The following is an 18,325-nucleotide window of genomic DNA, read 5'->3' on the forward strand; positions in this document are numbered from 1 at the left end:
CAGACGTGGAGCGGAGCACCCGGTGACTGACTCGACCATCATCTATACGCACACTGACGAGGCCCCGGCCCTGGCAACGTATTCCTTCCTGCCGGTGGTCAAGGCGTACGCCTCGCAGGCGGGTGTCGCCGTGGAGACGCGGGACATCTCGCTGGCCGGGCGCATCATCGCCGTGTTCCCGGAGTACCTCACCGAGGACCAGCGCATCCCGGACGCGCTGGCCGAGCTGGGCGAGCTGGCCAAGACGCCCGAGGCCAACATCATCAAGCTGCCGAACATCTCGGCGTCGATCCCGCAGCTGAAGGCCGCCGTGGCCGAGCTGCAGGCCCAGGGCTACGCGCTGCCGGACTACCCGGACGACCCGAAGACCGACGAGGAGCGGGACATCAAGGCCCGCTACGACAAGGTCAAGGGCTCCGCCGTGAACCCGGTCCTGCGCGAGGGCAACTCCGACCGCCGCGCCCCGGCCTCGGTCAAGAACTACGCCAAGACCCACCCGCACCGCATGGGCGCCTGGACCGGCGAGTCCAAGACGAACGTGGCCACCATGGGCGAGAACGACTTCCGCTCCACCGAGAAGTCGGTCGTCATCGCCGAGGACGGCGCGCTGAAGATCGAGCTGGTCGCCGAGGACGGCACCACCACCGTGCTGCGCGAGTCCGTACCGGTCCTCGCCGGTGAGGTCGTCGACGCCTCCGTGATGCGCGTCGCCCACCTGCGCGAGTTCCTCGCCTCCCAGGTCGCCCGCGCCAAGGCCGAGGGCGTGCTGTTCTCCGTGCACCTGAAGGCCACGATGATGAAGGTCTCCGACCCGATCATCTTCGGCCACGTGGTCCGCGCCTTCTTCCCGAAGACCTTCGAGCGCTACGGCGCGGCGCTGACCGCCGCCGGCCTCTCCCCGAACGACGGCCTCGGCGGCATCTTCAAGGGCCTTCAGTCGCTGCCCGAGGGCGCCGAGATCAAGGCCTCCTTCGACGCCGAGCTGGCCGAGGGCCCGGCCCTGGCGATGGTCGACTCCGACAAGGGCATCACCAACCTGCACGTCCCGTCGGACGTCATCGTCGACGCCTCCATGCCGGCGATGATCCGCACCTCCGGCCACATGTGGGGCCCGGACGGCCAGGAGGCCGACACCATCGCGGTCATCCCGGACTCCTCCTACGCGGGCGTCTACCAGGCCGTCATCGAGGACTGCCGGGCCAACGGCGCCTACGACCCGTCCACCATGGGCTCGGTGCCGAACGTCGGCCTGATGGCGCAGAAGGCCGAGGAGTACGGCTCCCACGACAAGACCTTCGAGATCCCGGCCGCCGGCACCGTCCGCCTGGTCGACCAGGCCGGCAACGTCGTGATCGAGCAGCCGGTCTCCCAGGGCGACATCTTCCGTGCCTGCCAGACCAAGGACGCGCCGATCAAGGACTGGGTGAAGCTCGCCGTCACCCGCGCCCGCGCCACCGGCGACCCGGCCGTGTTCTGGCTGGACGAGACCCGCGCGCACGACGCCAACCTGATCGCCAAGGTCGAGCAGTACCTGCCGGAGCACGACACCGAGGGCCTGGACATCCGCATCCTGCCCCCGGTCGAGGCCACCAAGCTGTCGGTGGAGCGCATCCGCCGCGGCGAGAACACCATCTCGGTCACCGGCAACGTCCTGCGTGACTACCTGACCGACCTCTTCCCGATCCTGGAGCTGGGCACCAGCGCCAAGATGCTGTCGGTCGTCCCGCTGATGGCGGGCGGCGGCCTGTTCGAGACGGGCGCCGGCGGCTCCGCGCCGAAGCACGTCCAGCAGCTGGTCAAGGAAAACTACCTGCGCTGGGACTCCCTCGGCGAGTTCTTCGCCCTGGTGCCGTCCCTGGAGCAGTACGCCACGTTCACCGGCAACACCCGCGCCAAGGTGCTCGCCGACACCCTCGACCGGGCCACGGCGACCTTCCTCAACGAGGACAAGTCCCCGACCCGTCGCGTCGGCGGCATCGACAACCGCGGCAGCCACTTCTACCTGTCCCTGTACTGGGCGCAGGAGCTGGCCAGGCAGACCGACGACGCGGAGCTGGCGAAGGCCTTCGCCCCGCTCGCCGAGACGCTCGCGGCGAACGAGCAGAAGATCGTCGAGGAGCTGAACGCCGTCCAGGGCAAGCCGGCCGAGATCGGCGGCTACTACCAGCCCGACCCGGCCAAGGCCGCCGAGGTCATGCGCCCCTCGGCCACCTGGAACGAGGCCCTGGCGTCCCTGAGCTGACGCTCGCCCCGCAAGACGCTCTCCGTAACCGCCCCGGTCGGCACACTGCCCGACCGGGGCGGACCCGTCTGCCCGTCCCCCGTCCCCGCATCTTCGGAGCCGCCCCGTGTCCCGTCCTTCGTTCGAGCTGCTGCCCGGTGCCGACGACTCGCCGGTGATCCTGCATGTGCCGCATTCCGCGCGGGAGATACCGGCGGACGTGCGGGCGGGGATCGTGCTGGACGACGCGGCGCTGGAGCGGGAGCTGGACCACATCGTCGACGCGCACACGGCGCGGATCGCGGCGCGGGCGGCGGACCTGGCCGCCGTCAGGCCCTGGCGGTTCGTGAACCGGCTGGCGCGGCTGGTCGTGGATCCCGAGCGGTTCCCCGACGAGCGGGAGGAGATGCTCGCCGTGGGCATGGGGGCCGTGTACACCCGGACCACGCACAAGGAGGTGCTGCGGGCGGACGGACACGACCCCGAGCCGCTGATCGAGCGGTACTTCCGGCCGTACGCGCGGGCCATGGCCCAGGCCGTGGCCGGGCGGCTGGCCGCGACCGGCCGGGCGGTGATCATCGACGTGCACTCGTACCCGAGCGAGGCTCTGCCCTACGAACTGCACGGCGCGGGCCCGCGTCCGCCCGTCTGCCTGGGCACCGACTCCTTCCACACGCCGCCCGGACTGCTCGCCGCCGCGCGCGGCGCCTTCGGGGAGGACACCGGCCTGGACAGCCCGTTCAGCGGGACGTACGTACCGCTGGAGTACTACGGAACGGACCCGCGGGTCTGCGCGCTGATGGTGGAGATCCGCCGGGACACCTACATGACGGAGCCGGGCGGCCCGGCCGGGCCCGGGCTGGAGCGGCTGGCGGACGCGCTCGCGGCGCTCGTCACCGCCGTACCGCGCTGACGTCCCGGGCCCGCGGCGCGGTCACGCCCGCATCCACTCCGTCACGACCACCTCCCCGCCGGTCCGCAACCGCAGGGCGAACGGACCGGTGCGCGGCAGCTCGCCGGCGAAGCGGCCCATGGTGTCGGCGGTGAGAGTGGCCGGCGCGGCGGGGTGCGGGCCGCCGAGGACCTCGATGCGGGCCGGTTGCGGCGGCAGCAGCTGGCCGATCAGTCCGTGCGCGGTCACCTCGACGTCGACGCTCAGCTCGCCGGTGCGGAACGTCAGCATCCGCGGCACGTCGGTCGCGCCACGCACCGGGATGGCGTCCACCAGGGAGTCGAAGGTCAGCTCGGCGAGCCGGGCGTCGAGGTCGTGCAGGGCGTAGGCGTCCACGGCCAGGCGGCGCAGCTCTGGCGGGACCGGGTCGAGGATGGCCGCGGCCTGGCGCAGCTCCTCCTCCAGCAGCCCGGCCCCGAACTCCGCCTCGTCGAGGACGCTTTCCCCGCCGAAGCCGTCGTCGGCGCCGGCCGCGCGGTTGTCTCCGTTGCTGCCGTTGTCGCCGTTGTCGATGTGGTTCACGATGCTCCCCGTGCGTCGAGTCGGGCGCGCAGCCGGCGCAGACAGCGCTGGCGCAGCGGCCCGATGCTGCCGACGGCGATGCCCAGGGCGGCGGACACCTCCTGATAGCTGGGCGGCGGCGACGCCATCAGCACCCGCAGCAGCTGCCGGCACCGCTCCCCCAGCTCCTCGAACTCCTGCCACAGCCGCCGGACCCGCTCGCTCTGCGCGGCCGCCTCCTCGGAGTCGAGCAGCGACTGCTCCGGCGTACGGTCCTCGCTGACCCGGTCCAGCAGGTGCGGATCATCGGTCGGCGTCAGCCGCTGCCAGCCCCGGATCACCTTGAGCGACTCGTTGCGCGCCGTGGTGGCCAGCCAGGATCCCGCCTTGTGCGGTTCGCGGATGCGGCCGAGGTGCTGGGCGAAGCGGAACCAGACCGTCTGATATACCTCGTGCGCGTCGGCGTCGGAGAGCCGGTGGGCGCGCACGACCGACCACACCAGCGGGCTCAGCCCTTCCACGAGCGCCTTCCAGGCCGCCGCGTCGCCGTCGACGGCGGACTGGACGAGCGCGCCGACATCTGCACGGTCCACGGCCCCACCCCTCGTGTACGGCAAGTCATCGTACGCCGTGGCGGGGACTGCTCCGGTGTTCATGCGACGGCCACCGGCGGCTCGGCCGGCACGGCCCGCCAGGTGGGCGGCAGCAGCGCCGGCACATGCGCCCCGCGCACCTCCGCGAACTCGGTGTTCGCCGCGAGCAGTTGCCTGCGGGCGGCGCGCGGGTCGGTCTCCTTGTGCGCCGTCATGTGGGCGGCGATCAGCCCGGCGACCACGGGGGTCGCGAACGAGGTGCCGCTCCACTGCGCGAGCCCCTGGAACATCACCTGGTCCGGCTTGGCGAGCGCGTTCTCGTCGCTGAGCACACCGGTGTGCCGGGGGAACTGGCAGGTGCAGCCGTAGCCGAACCCGTAGCGGCAGGCGTCGTACGTGGAGTGCTGGTACACGTACGGCACCGGGGCGGCCCAGCCGGTCAGGGGGCCGGTCAGGCGCTCGCCGGGGGCGTAGACTTTCACCCAGGCCCCGTGGTTGCTGAAGCAGGCGCCGAACTCGCCGTCGCCGCGCAGCGCGCCGACCGACAGCACGCTGTCCTGCCACTCGGGCAGGTCGGCGTAGGCGGCGGGCCAGAAGGGGGTGGCGCTGGCGTTGTTGCCGGCGCAGGCGACGAGCAGGGTGTGCTGCTCGCGCAGTTCCTCCATGAACGCCTGGACGCCGAGGAGTCCGTCGGTACGGCCGTTGGAGGTGCCCGCGGAGAGGCTGAGGATGTCGGGCCAGCCGCTCGCGTCGACCGCGTCGAAGAGTCTCTCGCCGAACTCCGACTCCAGGATCGCCCCGGCGTCGTTCAGCGAGTTCCGCACGGTGACGTCGGTGTTGGGCGCGACGGCGGCGACCAGCCCGGCGATGAACGTGCCGTGTCCGACGTACTGCTGGAGGACGCCCTGCTCGTCGGTCTCCTGGAGCTGGAGGTCGCCGTCGGTGTGCGCGAGCAGCGGGTAGGAGCGGTAGTCGCTCATCAGGCCGGTGTCGACGACGAGGACGCCGACGGCGGTGTCCGGGTCGTGCAGGCCCTCCGCGGCGGCCGGGTTCGGCGGCTCGTGCGGCGGTGCGGGGGCGGGTTCGTCGCCGGGGCAGGCGTTGACCGCGATCGACACCACGTGGTTGCGGCTGACCAGCCGGCGGCCCGCGCGGCCCTCCGCCTGCCGCAGCGCCCGCAGCGCGCCCGCCACCGCCCGGTCCGCGCCCGGGGCGCCCTCCCCGGGGTCGCCGACCTGGATCCGGGTGATGCCGGAGCGGTTCCGTCGCGGGCTCGCCCGGCGCACCGTGTCGGGGGTGAGGTCGGGCGCCTGGGTGAAGAAGGTGCGCACGGCGTCCTCGACGATCTCGGCCTCCTCGCCGTCGCGGGCGAGGACGACGCCCTTCTCGTAGAGGAACTCCGCGGAGTCGTCCGGTCCCATGGCGAGCGGGACGTCTCGCATCGCGCGCTGGATCTGGTCGAACTGCTCCCGGAATCGCTGTGGTGCCATGGCGTTTTCCTCCCCGTTGTCGCGACGTTCGTCAACTAGAGCCGTGATGTCGCCGACTGATACAGAGACGAATCGGTGGCCCGTGGTTCCGCGCGGCGGCGGCCACTACCATCCGTGGGGTGAGAGCGGGAAGCGACTCGGTTCTCGAACTGCTGCCGATGGTGTTCGCCGCCCCCAACGAGGCGCTGGACCGGGCCCAGGAGGTGCTCGCCACCGGTCCCTCACCGCTGCACGCCTCCGTGGCGCACCAGGTGATCGGCATCTGGCAGCGGGACTTCGGCGATCTGCGGATCGCCCTGCACCATCTGCGGCGTGCCCGCGACCTGGCGGCGCGCGCGGACTCAGCGGAGCGGGAGGCGGACGTCCTCGGCACGCTCGGCGTGGCCCTGGTGCACGCGGGCCGCACCCGGCAGGGCCTCGCGGCGTTCGACCGGGGCGTGGCGCGGGGCACGGGGCACACCCGGGCGCGGGTGCGGTATCGCCGGGCGTACGTGTGGTGGGTGCTCGGCCATCACCGCGAGGCGCTGGAGGACGTACGCCGGGCGATTCCCGTGCTGCGGCAGGCGGACGACGTGATCTGGACCGCGCGGGCGCTGACGCTGCGGGCGACCGTGCACCTGGCGCTGGGCGCGGTGGAGCGGGCGGACGCCGACTTCACGGCCGCGGAGGCGCTGTGGGAGACCACCGGCCAGGAGCACGACAAGGCCGACGCGGTGGAGAGCCGGGGGCTGGCCGCGTTCCGGTCCGGGGACATCCCGGCCGCGCTGCGGCTGCTGGACGAGGCGGAGGAGCGGTACGCCAAGCTGGGCACGCCGACGTTCATGCTGAACATCCGGCGCTGCGAGGTGCTGATGGCGGCCGGTCTGGCCCCGGAGGCGCTGGCCGAGGCGGACGCGGCGATCGCCGTCCTGGACGGCATGGGCGGGCAGTCCACCCGCAAGGCCGAGCTGCTGCTCGCCGCGGCGCGCGCGGCCCGGCTGGCGGGCGACCCGCACACCGCGATAGCCCGCGCGGCGGTGGCGGTGCGGCTGTTCGCCGGGCAGCGGCGCACCTGGTGGGAGACGCATGCCCGGCTGGTGCTCATCGAGGCGCGGGTCGCCGCGGGGCGCTGCTCGGGCCGGCTGGTCGCGGACGCCGCCGCGGTGGCCGAGCGGCTGGCGTCGTTCGGGGCGCCCGCCGCGCCGGAGGCGTCGCTGCTGGCGGGCCGGATCGCGCTGGCCCTGGGCTGGACGGCGGACGCGGAACGCCATCTGGCGGTGGCCGCGCGCAGCCGGCACAGCGGGCCGCCGCTGGCCCGGATGACGGGGTGGGCGGCGCAGGCGCTGCGGGCCCGGGCGGCCGGGTCTGCGCGGGGCGTGCTGGAGGCGTGCCGGCGCGGTCTCGACGTCCTCGACGACCACCGCATGACGCTCGGCGCGTCGGAGCTGCGGGCGCGGGCCACCGAGCAGGGCGCCGAGCTGGCCGCGCTGGCCCAGCGGGCGAGCCTCGCCGGGGGCGGGCCGCGCCGGCTGCTGGTGTGGAGCGAGCGCTGGCGGGCCACCGTGCTGTCCGCGCCGCCGACGCGGCCCCCGGCCGATCCGGCGCTGCTGAGCGGACTGACCGCGTTCCGGGAGATCGCGGCCCGCGCGGAGGCGGCCCGCTGGGAGGGCCGCCCCATAACGGCGCTGGAGCGCGAACAGCGGCGGCTGGAGCGGGAGGTGCGGTCCCGGACGCTGCACATCCGCGGGGACGCGCCCGGCGACGGGCACCGCTTCGACGTGGCCCGCCTGCTGGACCGGCTGGGCGAGACCCGGCTGGTGGAACTGGCGGTCCTGGACGGGCGGGTGCACGTCCTGCTGTGCGGGCGGGGCCGGGTGCGGCGGTTCGAGGCGGGGCTGCTGGCGGAGGCGGAGGTGGAGGCCGAGCACGTGCAGGCCGGTCTGCGGCGGCTCGCCCATCCGGGGGCCGAGGGCCGGCTGCCGGTGGTGGAGGCGGCGGGCCGCCGTCTGGAGGAGCTGCTGCTCGGGCCGGCCGCCGCGCATCTGGGCCCGGGGCCGGTGGTGATCGTGCCGCCCGCGCGGCTGCACCGGGTGCCGTGGGCGCTGCTGCCGTCGCTGCGGGAGCGGGTGGTCAGCGTGTCGCCGTCGGCGAGCAGCTGGCTGCGGGCCCGGGAGACCGAGCCGCCGCCGGGCGGCGGGCAGGTGCTGGTCCGCGGGCCGGGCCTGGCGACCGGTGGCGCGGAGGTGCCCGAGGTGGCCGACCGGTACCCGCAGGCGCGGGTGCTGGAGGAGGAGGACGCGCGGGTGCCGCGGGTGCTGCGGGAGCTGGACGGCGCGGCGCTCGCCCATATCGCCGCGCACGGCACGTTCCGTGCGGACAGCCCGATGTTCTCGTCCCTGCGCATGGCGGACGGCCCGCTCATCGTCCACGACTTCGAGCGCCTGGACCGCAGCCCGTACCGGATCATCCTGTCCAGCTGCGACACCGCCCGGCTCGCCTCGGTCGGCGCGGACGAGCTGCTGGGCCTGGTCACCGCGCTGCTGCCGCTGGGTACGGCAGGTGTCGTCGCGAGCAGCGCGCCGGTCAACGACGCCGCGGTGGTCCCGCTGATGCTCGCCCTGCACAAGGGGATCGGCGCCGGGCTGTCCCTGGCCGAGGCCCTGCGCGACGCCCGCGCGGCCCTGCCGGGTGACGCCCTGCACCAGGCGACGGGGTGGGCGTTCACCGCGTTCGGAGCCGCGTGAACGTCAGGTGGAGCGCGGGTGCCGGGCCGACGGGCGGCGCGGGCGCCCGCACTCCCGCCTGACTTCGTCCGAGATTGAACGGTCCGGATCCACCGCTGTGTCAGCCGTCGATCGCGATGCGTGACGGCACGTGCGCGGTCAGGTTCTCCCCGGGACCGTCAAGGTGCTTCACGGGAACGGCCAGGTCCAGGCGCGGCATGCCGCGAACGGCAGGTGCGTGCCTGGTGGGGCGGGCCGGTTCATCGAGCGGCTGCCCGTCCACCGGTGCGACCCGGGTGGCCGGGCCCCGAGACGACGCCACGCTCGGGACCCGGCTCCCGGCCGGTCAGGCGGACCGTACCTCGGGCAGCTCCACCAGCCACGGCAGCGAGCCCCGGTCGCCGGCGCCGAGGCGGGCGTAGGCGCTGTAGAGGTGGTTGCCGACGGTGCGGACGGACAGGGTGAGGCGTTCGGCGATCTGCCGGTTGCTGAGGCCGGCTGCGGCCAGTGTGACGATCTGCCGCTGCCGGGCGGTGAGTTCGCCCAGGACCAGGCCGGACAGGGCCGGGGTGCGCGCGCCGGGGCAGCGGCGGGCCAGGGCGACGGCGCGGGTGCGGGCGGTGCGGGCGGCGCTCGGATCGCGGTGCACGGGGACGGCCTGGGCGTACGCCTCGGCGGCGAACAGCAGCAGGCCGCGCTCCGCCAGGCGGGCGGCCGCCCGGTCCAGGGCGGGTCCGTCCCGGCGGACGAGGGCGGCGGCGTGCTCGGCGAAGACGCTGCCCGCGGGCAGCCGGCCGAGGACCGTCTCGGGGGCGCCGAGACGCACCGCGTCGTAGAGCGTGAGGACGTCCTCGCCGGGGATCTCCCGGCCGGCGTCCGCCTCCTCCGGTTCGCCTCGGGCCGCGGCCAGCCAGGTCGCCGCGGTCCCCCGCGCCGTACACCCGCCGAGGGCGTCGTACGCCGCCGTGGCGTCCCCCGACTGCGCGGCGGCCAGGGACAGTTCGGTACGGCAGGAGAGGTCGTCCGGGTCGTGCCGCAGCCCTTCCCGGGCCCAGGCCGCGGCCTCGGGCAGCTGTCCGCGCAGCCGGGCGTGGCGGGCGCGCACGGCGGCGTGCCCGCACGGCACCGGATGGCCCTCCGCCGTCAGCCACTCCCCCACGGGCGCGGACCGGTCCCGGACGTCGGCCTCGGTGATCGACCGGGTGAGCGCGGCCGTCTCGGCGGCGAGGGCGGAGCCGTACCGGCCGGGCGTGCCGGCCAGCCGCCGGGCCCGCAGCCGCCCGGCCGTGGCGCGCAGGGCCGGGCCGTACAGCGGGTGGGCGAGGCGGAGGCCGTGCCGCTCGTCGAGGTCGATCAGCCCGGCCGCCTCCAGGTGTTCGAGCACGTCCAGGTCGAAGGCGTCGGCGTCGGCCGCCAGCGGCTCGGCGAAGGCCAGCCGGTCGAGGGTCTCCCGCTCGACGGGGTCGGTGCGGTCGAGGACCGGCGCGGTGCGCACGCGGACGGCCGGGGTGACCGGGACGGGGCCCCGCCAGGCCCACTCGTCGGTGCCGGGCACCCGGGTCAGCAGCCCGTCCTCGCGCACCGCGCCCAGCAGGTCCCGCAGCAGCCGCAGATCGCCCTGGCAGAGCCGGTGCAGGCGCCGTACGGTGAGCGGTTCCAGGGGTCGGCCCGCGCCCGCCGCGGCGAGTTGCGCGGTCTCCTGCGGGGGCAGCGGCCGCAGGGCGAGCCGGGGCAGCAGTTCACCCGTCCACAGCCGGGACACCGCGCCGGGCGCGGGCGCGCCGTCGGTGGCGACGACCACCAGGCGGGTGCGGCCGTGCACGGCGAGCTGGTGGACGAGGGCGGCCGAGGAGCCGTCCAGCCAGTGGGCGTCGTCGACCAGCAGCAGCCGTACGCCGGACAGCACCTTGAGCGCGCGGTGCAGGGTGACGGACTCGGGCAGCAGGTGCGCGAACGCGGCGAAGGGGATGTCCCGGGACTCGGGGCTGCCGGCCGTCCGGACACAGTCGGTGCCGCGGACGGCCTCCGTGACCAGCCGGGTCTTGCCCACGCCGGCCGGGCCGGTGACCACGATGCCGGGGCGGCCGGCCGCGATCGAGCGGCGGACCAGCTCCAGTTCGTCCTCCCGGCCGGTGAACGGCCAGGGCAGGTGAAGGGTCTTCGCGTCCTGTTCGTAAGTCATCACATCAGCAGGAGTCGCGCTACTCAGTCCTGATACAGGGGCGGTTGAGTAGACCCCGACTCAGGCGCCCGGGGGCCGCCGGACGGCAGTCTGGGCCCATGACCGCACGCTACTGCTCCCTCGCGCAGCAGCCCGCCCCCGCCTTCGCGCCGGGGCTGGCCGCCGAGCGGATCGGTGCGCTCGTCCGGGGCCACCGGATGTGGGTCAACGGCACCGTGCTGCACTACTACTTCTTCGACGGCGACACCGACGGCTCCGTCATCCCCGTGCCGGGGACCGGGGAGACCCGGCGGATGCCGTGGGCGGGCACGAAGGAACAGCAGGACGTCGTCCGGGAGTGCTTCGACGAGTGGCAGCGCCTCGGCATCGGGCTGACCTTCACCGAGGTCGGCGACCGGTCGGAGGCGGAGCTGCGCATCGGGTTCCAGCCCGGCGACGGGTCCTGGTCGATCGTGGGCCGGGACGCCCTGCGGGTGGGACTGCACGAGCGCACCATGAACTTCGGCTGGGACCTGACCGCGCCCGGGGAGCGCGCGACGGCCCTGCACGAGATCGGGCACGCGCTGGGCATGACGCACGAGCACCAGAGCCCGTACGCCGGTATCCACTGGGACGACGAGGCCGTCTACGAGGAGCTGGCGGGCCCGCCCAACTTCTGGAGCCGGGACCGGACGTACGGCAACATCCTGCGCAAGCTGGAGCGGGACGAGGTGAACGGCGCGGTGTGGGACCCGCAGTCGATCATGGGGTATCCGTTCCCGCCGGGGCTGATCCTGGAGCCGGAGCAGTACCGCGGGGGGCTGCTTCCGCCGGGCACGCTGTCGGCGGCGGACAAGGAGTTCGCGCTGCGCTGGTACCCGCCGGCGGGCGCGCCGCGGCCCTGCGCGCTGGTGCCGTTCCGGTCGGCACCGCTGCGGCTGGCGCCCGGCGGGCAGGCGGACTTCACCGTGGAGCCGCCGGAGACCCGGGAGTACACGGTGGGCGTCTTCGGCGCCGCCGACACCGTCGTCGTGGTCTTCGAGGAACGCGACGGCGAACCGCGCTACCTCACCGCCCAGGACGACGGCGGCACCGCCGGCAACGCCACCGTCCGGGCCCGGCTCGTCAAGGGCCGCCGCTATGTCGTCCGCGTGCGCCTGTACTCCGCATGGGGTTCGGGAGAGACGGCCGTCATGTGCTGGTGACGGTCGGATCCACCGCGCGGACCCGAAGACCACAGTCCGGCACCGGGGGAGCGGCCGAGCGCGTCATCCACGGGGGAGATGACGCGCTCGGCCACGCCGTTGCCGCGTCGTCGAGGAGGACCGGCTCAGCGCCGTTCGCACACGTCCGGGCAGCGAAAAAGGCCCTCACAGGTTCTCCCTGTGAGGGCCCTTCGCCGTGTCGGGACGACAGGATTTGAACCTGCGACCCCTTGACCCCCAGTCAAGTGCGCTACCAAGCTGCGCCACGTCCCGGCGGCGAACACGCGGTTTCCCGCGTGATCGTGCAGGTCAACCCTACCTCATGTGCGGGACCCACTTCCCCAGCGCTTCCATGTTCGGCGGGCCCGCACCGCAGGTGCCCCGCACAGCCGGCGTGCTGACCTCCGCCGTGCCCTGCCTCGCCGGTCTGCTCACCCTGCGCCGGGTCCCGGCGAACACCTCCGGGCTGTTCATGAGCGTCAACCCGGTGCCGGCCGCCGTGGCCGGCCGGCTCGTCCTCGGCGAGGGGCTGGGGGCGTGGGAGTGGGCCGGGATCGCGGCGGTCGGCACGGCGAACGCGGTGAGCATGGCGGCCCGGCGCACCCGAGCCCGCCCGGGTCCGCGCCGAACGCCGCGCCGAGTGCGCGCCGGCCGTCCGGACCGGCCGGACCGGCAGGACCGGTCGTTCGTCGGCCGGCCGGTCCGGGCAGTCGGCAACGGAACGGCCCGCCCGGCTGGGCCGGCCGAGCGTTCCGGCCGGGTGCGCGACGAAGTGTCCGGCCGGCGGGGCCGATCCCGCACACTCTGTCGGCACCGGGGCGGGGGTGCGGCTGGCTAGGGTCGGCCGTATGACCCACAGTTTCGTTGTCCACGTCCCCGACGCCGAGCTCGAACCGGAGCCGCTGGAGCCCGGGCAGATCCTCTCCGGGACGCCCGAGGTCACCGGGAAGGTGGTGTGGGAGTCGGCGGACGGCCGTCAGGTGCGCGGGATCTGGCAGATCACGCCGGGCGTGGTGACCGACACCGAGGCGGACGAGCTGTTCGTCGTGCTCAGCGGGTCGGCGACGATCGAGGTGGAGGGCGGGCCGACGCTGAGGGTCGGGCCCGGGGACATGGCGGTGCTGCGCGAGGGTGACCGTACGACCTGGACGGTGCACGACACGCTGCGCAAGGCGTACGCGATCAGTCTGTGAGCGGCGGGGCGGTCGTCCCGCGGATCTCCAGGGTCGGCGCGGCGAGATGGGTGCGGCCCTCGCCGCCCGGCCGGTCGAAGCGGTCCAGCAGGCAGCGGGCGGCGCGGCGGCCGACCTCGTGCCCGGCGTGGTCGACGGTGGTGAGCCACAGATGGCGCAGCCGGGCGACGGCCGTGTTGTCGTACCCGGTCACGGAGAGGTCGTGCGGGACGCGCAGGCCGAGTTCGGCCGCCGCGGACAGGGCGCCCACGGCGGCGATGTCGTTGACGGCTAGCACGGCGGTGGGCCGGTCGGCGCGCCCGAGGAGCCGTACGGTCGCCCGGTAGCCGCCCTCCTCCGTCATGTCGCTGGGCTCGACCAGCGCGCCCTCGGCCAGGCCGTGCGCCCGCACGGTCGCCTCGAAGCTGCGCCGGCGCAGCCCGCCGACGGCGCCGTAGCCCGCGATGTGCGCGATCCGGCGGTGGCCGAGCCCGATGAGGTGCTCGGTGACGAGCCGCGCGCCCCGGGTGTCGTCGCCGGCGACCAGGTCGACGCCGGGCGGCACCTCCTCGCGGGCCCCGGCGACCACCACGGGTATGCGCGCGGCGGCCGGGGCGAGCGCGGCGGGGTCGGGCAGGGTGCCGACGACGACCAGACCGTCGACGCCGAGGTCGAGGAAGGGGCCGGCCGGGTCCTGGCCGGTGCGGCGGTTGAGCCGGGCGTCGGCGAGGACGGTGCGCAGTCCCGCGGTGTGCAGCAGGGAGTTGAGGCCGTCGAGCAGGTCGACGTACCAGGGGTTGCGCAGGTCGTGCAGCAGGACGCCGATGGTGCGGGTGCGCTGTTCGCTGAGGCTGCGCGCGGCGGCGTTGGGCCGGTAGCCCAGCTCCCGGACGGCCCGCAGCACGGCGTCGCGCTTCTCGGGCCGCACCTGCGTCGAGCCGCGCAGCACGAGCGAGACCAGCGACTTGGACACCCCGGCCCGTTCGGCCACATCGCGGATCGTCGGCGGTCTCATGGCGTGGACCGTTCCATGCTCCGCGCCGCCTTGTCAAAGGCGGCGCGGAGGGTTGACACCGGTCAGTGGCGGCACCCAAGGTGACCCCGGACAGGCGATGGACCGGTCCAAAGACGGGCGGAGAGGGGCTGTCATGGCGGAGACGCTGGGCGTCGCGGTCGTCGGGTTCGGCTGGATGGGCCGGGTGCACACCCAGGCCTACGCCCGGGTCCGGCATCACTATCCGCAGCTGCCGCTGCGGCCCGAGCTGGTGACGGTCGCCGAGGAGGTGCCGGGCCGGGCCGAGCGGGCCGCCGAGCAGTTCGGGTTCGCCGGGACGGCCCGCGACTGGCGGGAGGTGGCCGCCGATCCACGCGTGCGCGCGGTCAGCGTCACCGCTCCGAACTTCCTGCACCGCGAGATCGGCGTGGCGATGGCCGAGGCGGGCAAGCACCTCTGGATCGAGAAGCCGGTGGGCCTGACCGCCGAGGACGCCAGGGCGGTGGCGGACGCGGTGGCGGCGGCCGGGGTGCGCGGCGCGGTCGGCTTCAACTACCGCAACGCGCCCGCCGTGGAGACGGCCCGCTCGCTGATCGCCGAGGGCGCGATCGGCACGCCCACCCATGTCCGCGTCCGTCTCCTCAGCGACTACGCGGCCCACCCCGAGGCCGCGCTGACCTGGCGCTACGAGCGGGAGCGCGGTGGCAGCGGGGTGCTCGGCGACCTCGCGTCGCACGGCGTGGACCTGGCCCGGTACCTGCTCGGCGAGATCGCCTCGGTGACCGCCGACACGGCCGTGTTCGTGCCGGAGCGGGCCCGCCCGGCCGGTGCCACGGCCGGACACGGCCGCGCGGCCGGCGGGGAGCCGGGCCGGGTGGAGAACGAGGACTACGTCAGCTGCCTGCTGCGTTTCGCCTCCGGCGCGCGCGGGGTGCTGGAGGCCTGCCGCGTCTCGGTCGGCGAGCAGAACGCCTACGGCTTCGCGGTGCACGGCACGAAGGGCGCCGTGTTCTGGGACTTCCGCCGGCTGAACGAGCTGGGCGTCTGCCGCGGCGAGGGCTACCAGGACCAGCCCGTGAGCACGGTGTACGTCGGCCCGGGCGACGGCGAGTTCGGCGCGTTCCAGCCGGGGGCCGCCAACGCCATGGGCTACGACGACCTGAAGGTGATCGAGGCGTACCGGTTCCTGCGGTCGATCGCCGAGGGCGTGCCGCACGGCGCGACCCTCACGGACGCCGTGCGCAGCGCCGCCGTCCTGGACGCGATGGCGCGTTCCGCCGAGAGCGGGGCCTGGGTCTCGCCGGACGCGGTGGGGTGAGGGTCAGCGGGCTCTCCGGGCGCGCCGCCCCATGAACACCTTGAGTGGGACGAGCAGGAGCCAGCACCAGGCGGCCGCCGCCCCGAGCACCAGGGTGAGCGGAATGCTGACGAGGAACACGACGACGGTGGCCGAGAGGTCGCGGATGTGGTGCGCGAACTCCTCGTCGGGTGCCACCCGGCCGCACAGCCAGGGGCGTCGGGTCAGGAGCGCGACCAAGCCGACATGGGTGGCGCCCAGCGCGGCGACCGCCCCCGCGTAGATCGCGACGGAGACGGGTTCGCCGCCGTAGTCGGACATCAGCCGGGTGGGAAAGGGCACCAGTGCGGCTGCGCCCAGCCCGAGCACGGACAGCGCGACGACCTGTCCGTCCACCTGGCGCACCCAGCGGAAGATCGTCCGGTGGCCGTGCCAGAAACCGCCCAGCACCAGCACGCTCAGCGCGTAGGCTCCCAGGTCGGGCAGCAGCTCGCGCAGGGCCTCGCGGTACTGCTCGGGGTTCAGATCCCGGGGCACCGTGAGGTCCAGGACGAGCAGGGTGATGGCGATGGCGAACACCCCGTCGGCGAGCGCGATCAGCCGCTCGGGGCTGCCGTCCGGGTTCGATTTCCACATGCGCACGACGGTAGGGAGCCGGGACCCGTCCTGCGGGGATACACGCCCGAGGCGTGCGCCCCGTCGTCACCGGACGGCCGGGGGCACGTTGTACGGCGTCACCACCTGGATCGGGGACGGCAGGGTGGGTCCGGCGGGAGGCAGCGCGCCGTGCGCCCGCATGACCAGACGGCAGGCCTCGCGCAGGTCGTGCCGCAGATCGTGGTGGAGGACGGCGGACAGGCGGTGCTCACGCAGCAGCCGGGTGTTGTCGTGGTCGAGGTCGTGCGCGACGAGGACGGCGCACTCCCGGCCCGCGTCCTCGAAGGCGCGCAGTGTGGCGAGGTTGCCGCCGCCGATCGAGTAGACCGCGCGGATCTCCGGGTCGCGGTCCAGGGCGGCGCGCACCAGGTCGTACTGGGTGGCGTCCAGGCCCTGGCCCTCGGCGATCTCGACCAGGGTGCGGCCCGGGTGCCGGGCGCGCAGGGTGGCCCGGAAGCCCATCTCGCGCTCCTCCTCGTTGCGGAAGAAGCCGCTGCTGAGACTGGTGAGCACATGGGCGGGCCGGTCGCCCAGCCACTGGCCCATGAGGTACGCGGCGGTGGCGCCCGCCGCCCGGTTGTCGATGCCGACGTAGCCGATCCGGGCACTGGCGGGCAGGTCGGTGACGAGGGTGACCACCGGGATGCCCGCGGCGGCCAGCCGGCCGACGGCGGCGGTGACCTCGGGCACGTCCGGCGCCTTGAGGATGACGCCCTGGGAGCCCCGCCGGGCGATCCGGTCGAGGGTGGCGAGCTGCTCGTCGACCGGGCCGGTCTCGCGGAAGTGGAAGCGGGAGCGCAGCACGGCCGGGTGCAGTCCGGGCAGTTCGGCCTCCAGGGCGGTGCGGACGGCGGTGGAGAACCGCTCCGGCGCCTGCATCACTATGTCGATCATGAAGGTGCGGCCGACGAGGCGAACCTGGGTACGCTGCCGGTCCAGGTCGGCGATGGCCCGGTGCACCTCCTGCGCGGTGCTCGGGCGCACCCCGCCGCGCCCGTTCAGGACGCGGTCGACGGTGGCCTCGCTCAGCCCGGCCTGACGTGCGATCTCACGGAGGGGGAAGGGGTGGCCCACACACGGCTCCTCGCGCCTGTTGAGGGTTTTTTGACGGCTCGCTGATGGTTGCCCGAGTGGTTTGTCCTGACAACAATGACATCACTCCGTCGCCCCTGTCAGCGAAAGGACGGCAGCCGTTCCATGCGCATCGGAATCCTCGGCCTCGGCCGTATCGGCGCCTTCCACGCCGAGACCCTCTCCGGGCTCGACGCGGTCGAGTCGCTCGTGCTCACCGATCCGTTCGCGGACGCCGCCAAGACCGCCGCGGAGCGGTTCGGCGGAGAGGTCGTGGACTCACCGGAGGCGGTGCTGTCCGCCGGGGTCGACGGGGTGGTGATCGCCGCCGCGACCGACGCCCACCCGGGCCTGATCCTCGCCACCGTGCGGGCCGGAGTGCCCGTCTTCTGCGAGAAGCCCGTCGCCCGGACCATGAGCGAGGGCGTCGCGGTGCTGGACGCCGTCCGGGGATCGGACGTGCCGGTCCAGATCGGCTACAACCGCCGCTTCGACGCCGGCTTCGCCGTCGCGCGCGCCGCCGTGCACAGCGGCGAGCTGGGCCCGCTGCACACCGTCCGGTCGACCACCCTGGACCCGGCGCCGCCGCCCGCCGCGTACATCGCGGCCTCCGGGGGCATCTTCCGGGACTGCTCGGTGCACGACTTCGACATCATCCGCTGGGTGACCGGCCGCGAGGTGACCGAGGTGTACGCCGTCGGCGGCAACCGGGGCGCCGCCCCCATCGCCGCCGCGGGCGACGCGGACACCACCGGCGCGCTGCTCACCCTGGACGACGGGACGATCGCGGTCGTCTCCAACTCCCGCCACAACGGGCGGGGTTACGACGTGCGGATGGAGCTGCACGGCTTCGCGGACTCGATCGCGGTCGGCCTGGACGACAAGCTGCCGCTGCGCTCGGTGGAGCCGGGCGTCACGTTCCCGGCCGGGACGCCGCACGACTTCTTCATGGACCGCTTCGCCGCCGCCTACCGCGCCGAACTCACCGCGTTCACGGAGGTGGTGGCCGGTGCCAGGCCCTCGCCGTGCACGGTCGAGGACGCGCTGGAGGCGGGCTGGATCGCCGAGGCGTGCACGCTGTCGCGGGCCGAGCACCGGCCGGTGACGATCGCGGAGGTCCGCACCATCTGACTCAGCGGTGAAGCGCCGGCCGCTCCGCGCCGCCGGCCGCCCGGTCGGGTGCGGGGTCACGAAGCCCTCCCGGTCGCGGGACGGCTTCGAGGGAGGCCGGGCGCGAGCACCCGAGCAGCACTTGTGTGGGGGACAGCGAGCCCGCACCCGGCTTCCCTCAGTCCGCAATCTGCCACAC

Annotated in this window: 15 protein-coding genes and 1 tRNA gene; 8 read left to right on the forward strand and 8 right to left on the reverse strand. The window is 74.4% G+C overall.

Annotated elements, in window-relative coordinates; translation table 11 throughout:
- Positions 1-22 precede the first annotated feature (22 nt).
- Together CCN42_RS06010 and CCN42_RS06015 are read left to right on the forward strand one after the other, a co-directional pair.
- The gene (locus CCN42_RS06010) at positions 23-2,242 is read left to right on the forward strand and encodes an NADP-dependent isocitrate dehydrogenase (protein WP_086733507.1); all 2,220 of its coding nucleotides are present in this window, start codon (positions 23-25) and stop codon (positions 2,240-2,242) included.
- A gap of 106 nt (positions 2,243-2,348) precedes the next feature.
- The gene (locus tag CCN42_RS06015) at positions 2,349-3,134 is read left to right on the forward strand and encodes an N-formylglutamate amidohydrolase (protein ID WP_086733509.1); all 786 of its coding nucleotides are present in this window, start codon (positions 2,349-2,351) and stop codon (positions 3,132-3,134) included.
- Positions 3,135-3,155: 21 nt separating this feature from the next.
- On the opposite strand, the gene CCN42_RS06020 is transcribed toward CCN42_RS06015, so the two are convergent.
- From CCN42_RS06020 to CCN42_RS06030, 3 genes are read right to left on the reverse strand one after another with little or no spacing between them, the layout of a single operon-like run.
- Complete coding sequence (locus tag CCN42_RS06020; RefSeq protein ID WP_245877167.1) at positions 3,156-3,695, reverse strand: hypothetical protein; 540 nt, start codon at positions 3,693-3,695, stop codon at positions 3,156-3,158.
- Positions 3,692-4,330, reverse strand: a complete 639-nt coding sequence (locus CCN42_RS06025; RefSeq protein WP_086171790.1) for an RNA polymerase sigma factor — start codon at positions 4,328-4,330, stop codon at positions 3,692-3,694. The genes CCN42_RS06020 and CCN42_RS06025 overlap by 4 nt, the downstream gene beginning before the upstream one ends.
- Complete coding sequence (locus tag CCN42_RS06030; RefSeq protein ID WP_086733511.1) at positions 4,327-5,757, reverse strand: S8/S53 family peptidase; 1,431 nt, start codon at positions 5,755-5,757, stop codon at positions 4,327-4,329. Before CCN42_RS06030 ends, CCN42_RS06025 begins: the two co-directional genes overlap by 4 nt.
- Before the next feature lie 158 nt (positions 5,758-5,915).
- Between CCN42_RS06030 and CCN42_RS06035 the strand changes: the two genes are divergently transcribed.
- Positions 5,916-8,480, forward strand: coding sequence for a CHAT domain-containing protein (locus CCN42_RS06035; protein WP_245877168.1), 2,565 nt, complete (start codon positions 5,916-5,918; stop codon positions 8,478-8,480).
- 325 nt (positions 8,481-8,805) lie between these two features.
- Here the strand turns inward: CCN42_RS06035 and CCN42_RS06040 are convergent, their stop codons facing one another.
- Entirely contained in the window at positions 8,806-10,641 is a 1,836-nt protein-coding gene (locus tag CCN42_RS06040; RefSeq protein ID WP_086733515.1) for a LuxR family transcriptional regulator AbsR2, read from the reverse strand.
- A 98-nt stretch (positions 10,642-10,739) separates the two neighbouring features.
- Between CCN42_RS06040 and absR1 the strand changes: the two genes are divergently transcribed.
- Positions 10,740-11,825, forward strand: a complete 1,086-nt coding sequence (absR1, locus tag CCN42_RS06045; protein ID WP_086733517.1) for a beta-glucuronidase AbsR1 — start codon at positions 10,740-10,742, stop codon at positions 11,823-11,825.
- Positions 11,826-12,024: 199 nt separating this feature from the next.
- Here the strand turns inward: absR1 and CCN42_RS06050 are convergent.
- Positions 12,025-12,098, reverse strand: a tRNA-Pro gene (locus CCN42_RS06050).
- Between the two features lie 103 nt (positions 12,099-12,201).
- On the opposite strand from CCN42_RS06050, the gene CCN42_RS06055 reads away from it, so the two are divergent.
- The gene (locus tag CCN42_RS06055) at positions 12,202-12,663 is read left to right on the forward strand and encodes a DMT family transporter (RefSeq protein ID WP_143661857.1); all 462 of its coding nucleotides are present in this window, start codon (positions 12,202-12,204) and stop codon (positions 12,661-12,663) included.
- Positions 12,664-12,673: 10 nt separating this feature from the next.
- Positions 12,674-13,018, forward strand: coding sequence for a cupin domain-containing protein (locus tag CCN42_RS06060; RefSeq protein WP_086733521.1), 345 nt, complete (start codon positions 12,674-12,676; stop codon positions 13,016-13,018).
- Here CCN42_RS06060 and CCN42_RS06065 read toward each other — a convergent pair.
- The gene (locus CCN42_RS06065) at positions 13,008-14,012 is read right to left on the reverse strand and encodes a LacI family DNA-binding transcriptional regulator (protein WP_086733523.1); all 1,005 of its coding nucleotides are present in this window, start codon (positions 14,010-14,012) and stop codon (positions 13,008-13,010) included. The genes CCN42_RS06060 and CCN42_RS06065 overlap by 11 nt on opposite strands.
- 133 nt (positions 14,013-14,145) lie before the next feature.
- Here CCN42_RS06065 and CCN42_RS06070 point away from each other — a divergent pair, with 133 nt between their 5' ends.
- Complete coding sequence (locus CCN42_RS06070) at positions 14,146-15,309, forward strand: Gfo/Idh/MocA family protein (protein WP_086733525.1); 1,164 nt, start codon at positions 14,146-14,148, stop codon at positions 15,307-15,309.
- Positions 15,310-15,312: 3 nt separating this feature from the next.
- On the opposite strand, the gene CCN42_RS06075 is transcribed toward CCN42_RS06070, so the two are convergent.
- Together CCN42_RS06075 and CCN42_RS06080 are read right to left on the reverse strand one after the other, a co-directional pair.
- The gene (locus tag CCN42_RS06075; protein WP_211294638.1) at positions 15,313-15,924 is read right to left on the reverse strand and encodes a TMEM175 family protein; all 612 of its coding nucleotides are present in this window, start codon (positions 15,922-15,924) and stop codon (positions 15,313-15,315) included.
- A gap of 66 nt (positions 15,925-15,990) precedes the next feature.
- The gene (locus CCN42_RS06080; protein WP_086733527.1) at positions 15,991-17,019 is read right to left on the reverse strand and encodes a LacI family DNA-binding transcriptional regulator; all 1,029 of its coding nucleotides are present in this window, start codon (positions 17,017-17,019) and stop codon (positions 15,991-15,993) included.
- Positions 17,020-17,142: 123 nt separating this feature from the next.
- On the opposite strand from CCN42_RS06080, the gene CCN42_RS06085 reads away from it, so the two are divergent.
- Complete coding sequence (locus tag CCN42_RS06085; RefSeq protein WP_086733529.1) at positions 17,143-18,147, forward strand: Gfo/Idh/MocA family protein; 1,005 nt, start codon at positions 17,143-17,145, stop codon at positions 18,145-18,147.
- The last annotated feature ends 178 nt before the right edge of the window (positions 18,148-18,325 follow it).

Origin of the sequence: Streptomyces glaucescens (genome assembly GCF_002154375.1) — a bacterium.
Lineage (GTDB): Bacteria > Actinomycetota > Actinomycetes > Streptomycetales > Streptomycetaceae > Streptomyces > Streptomyces glaucescens.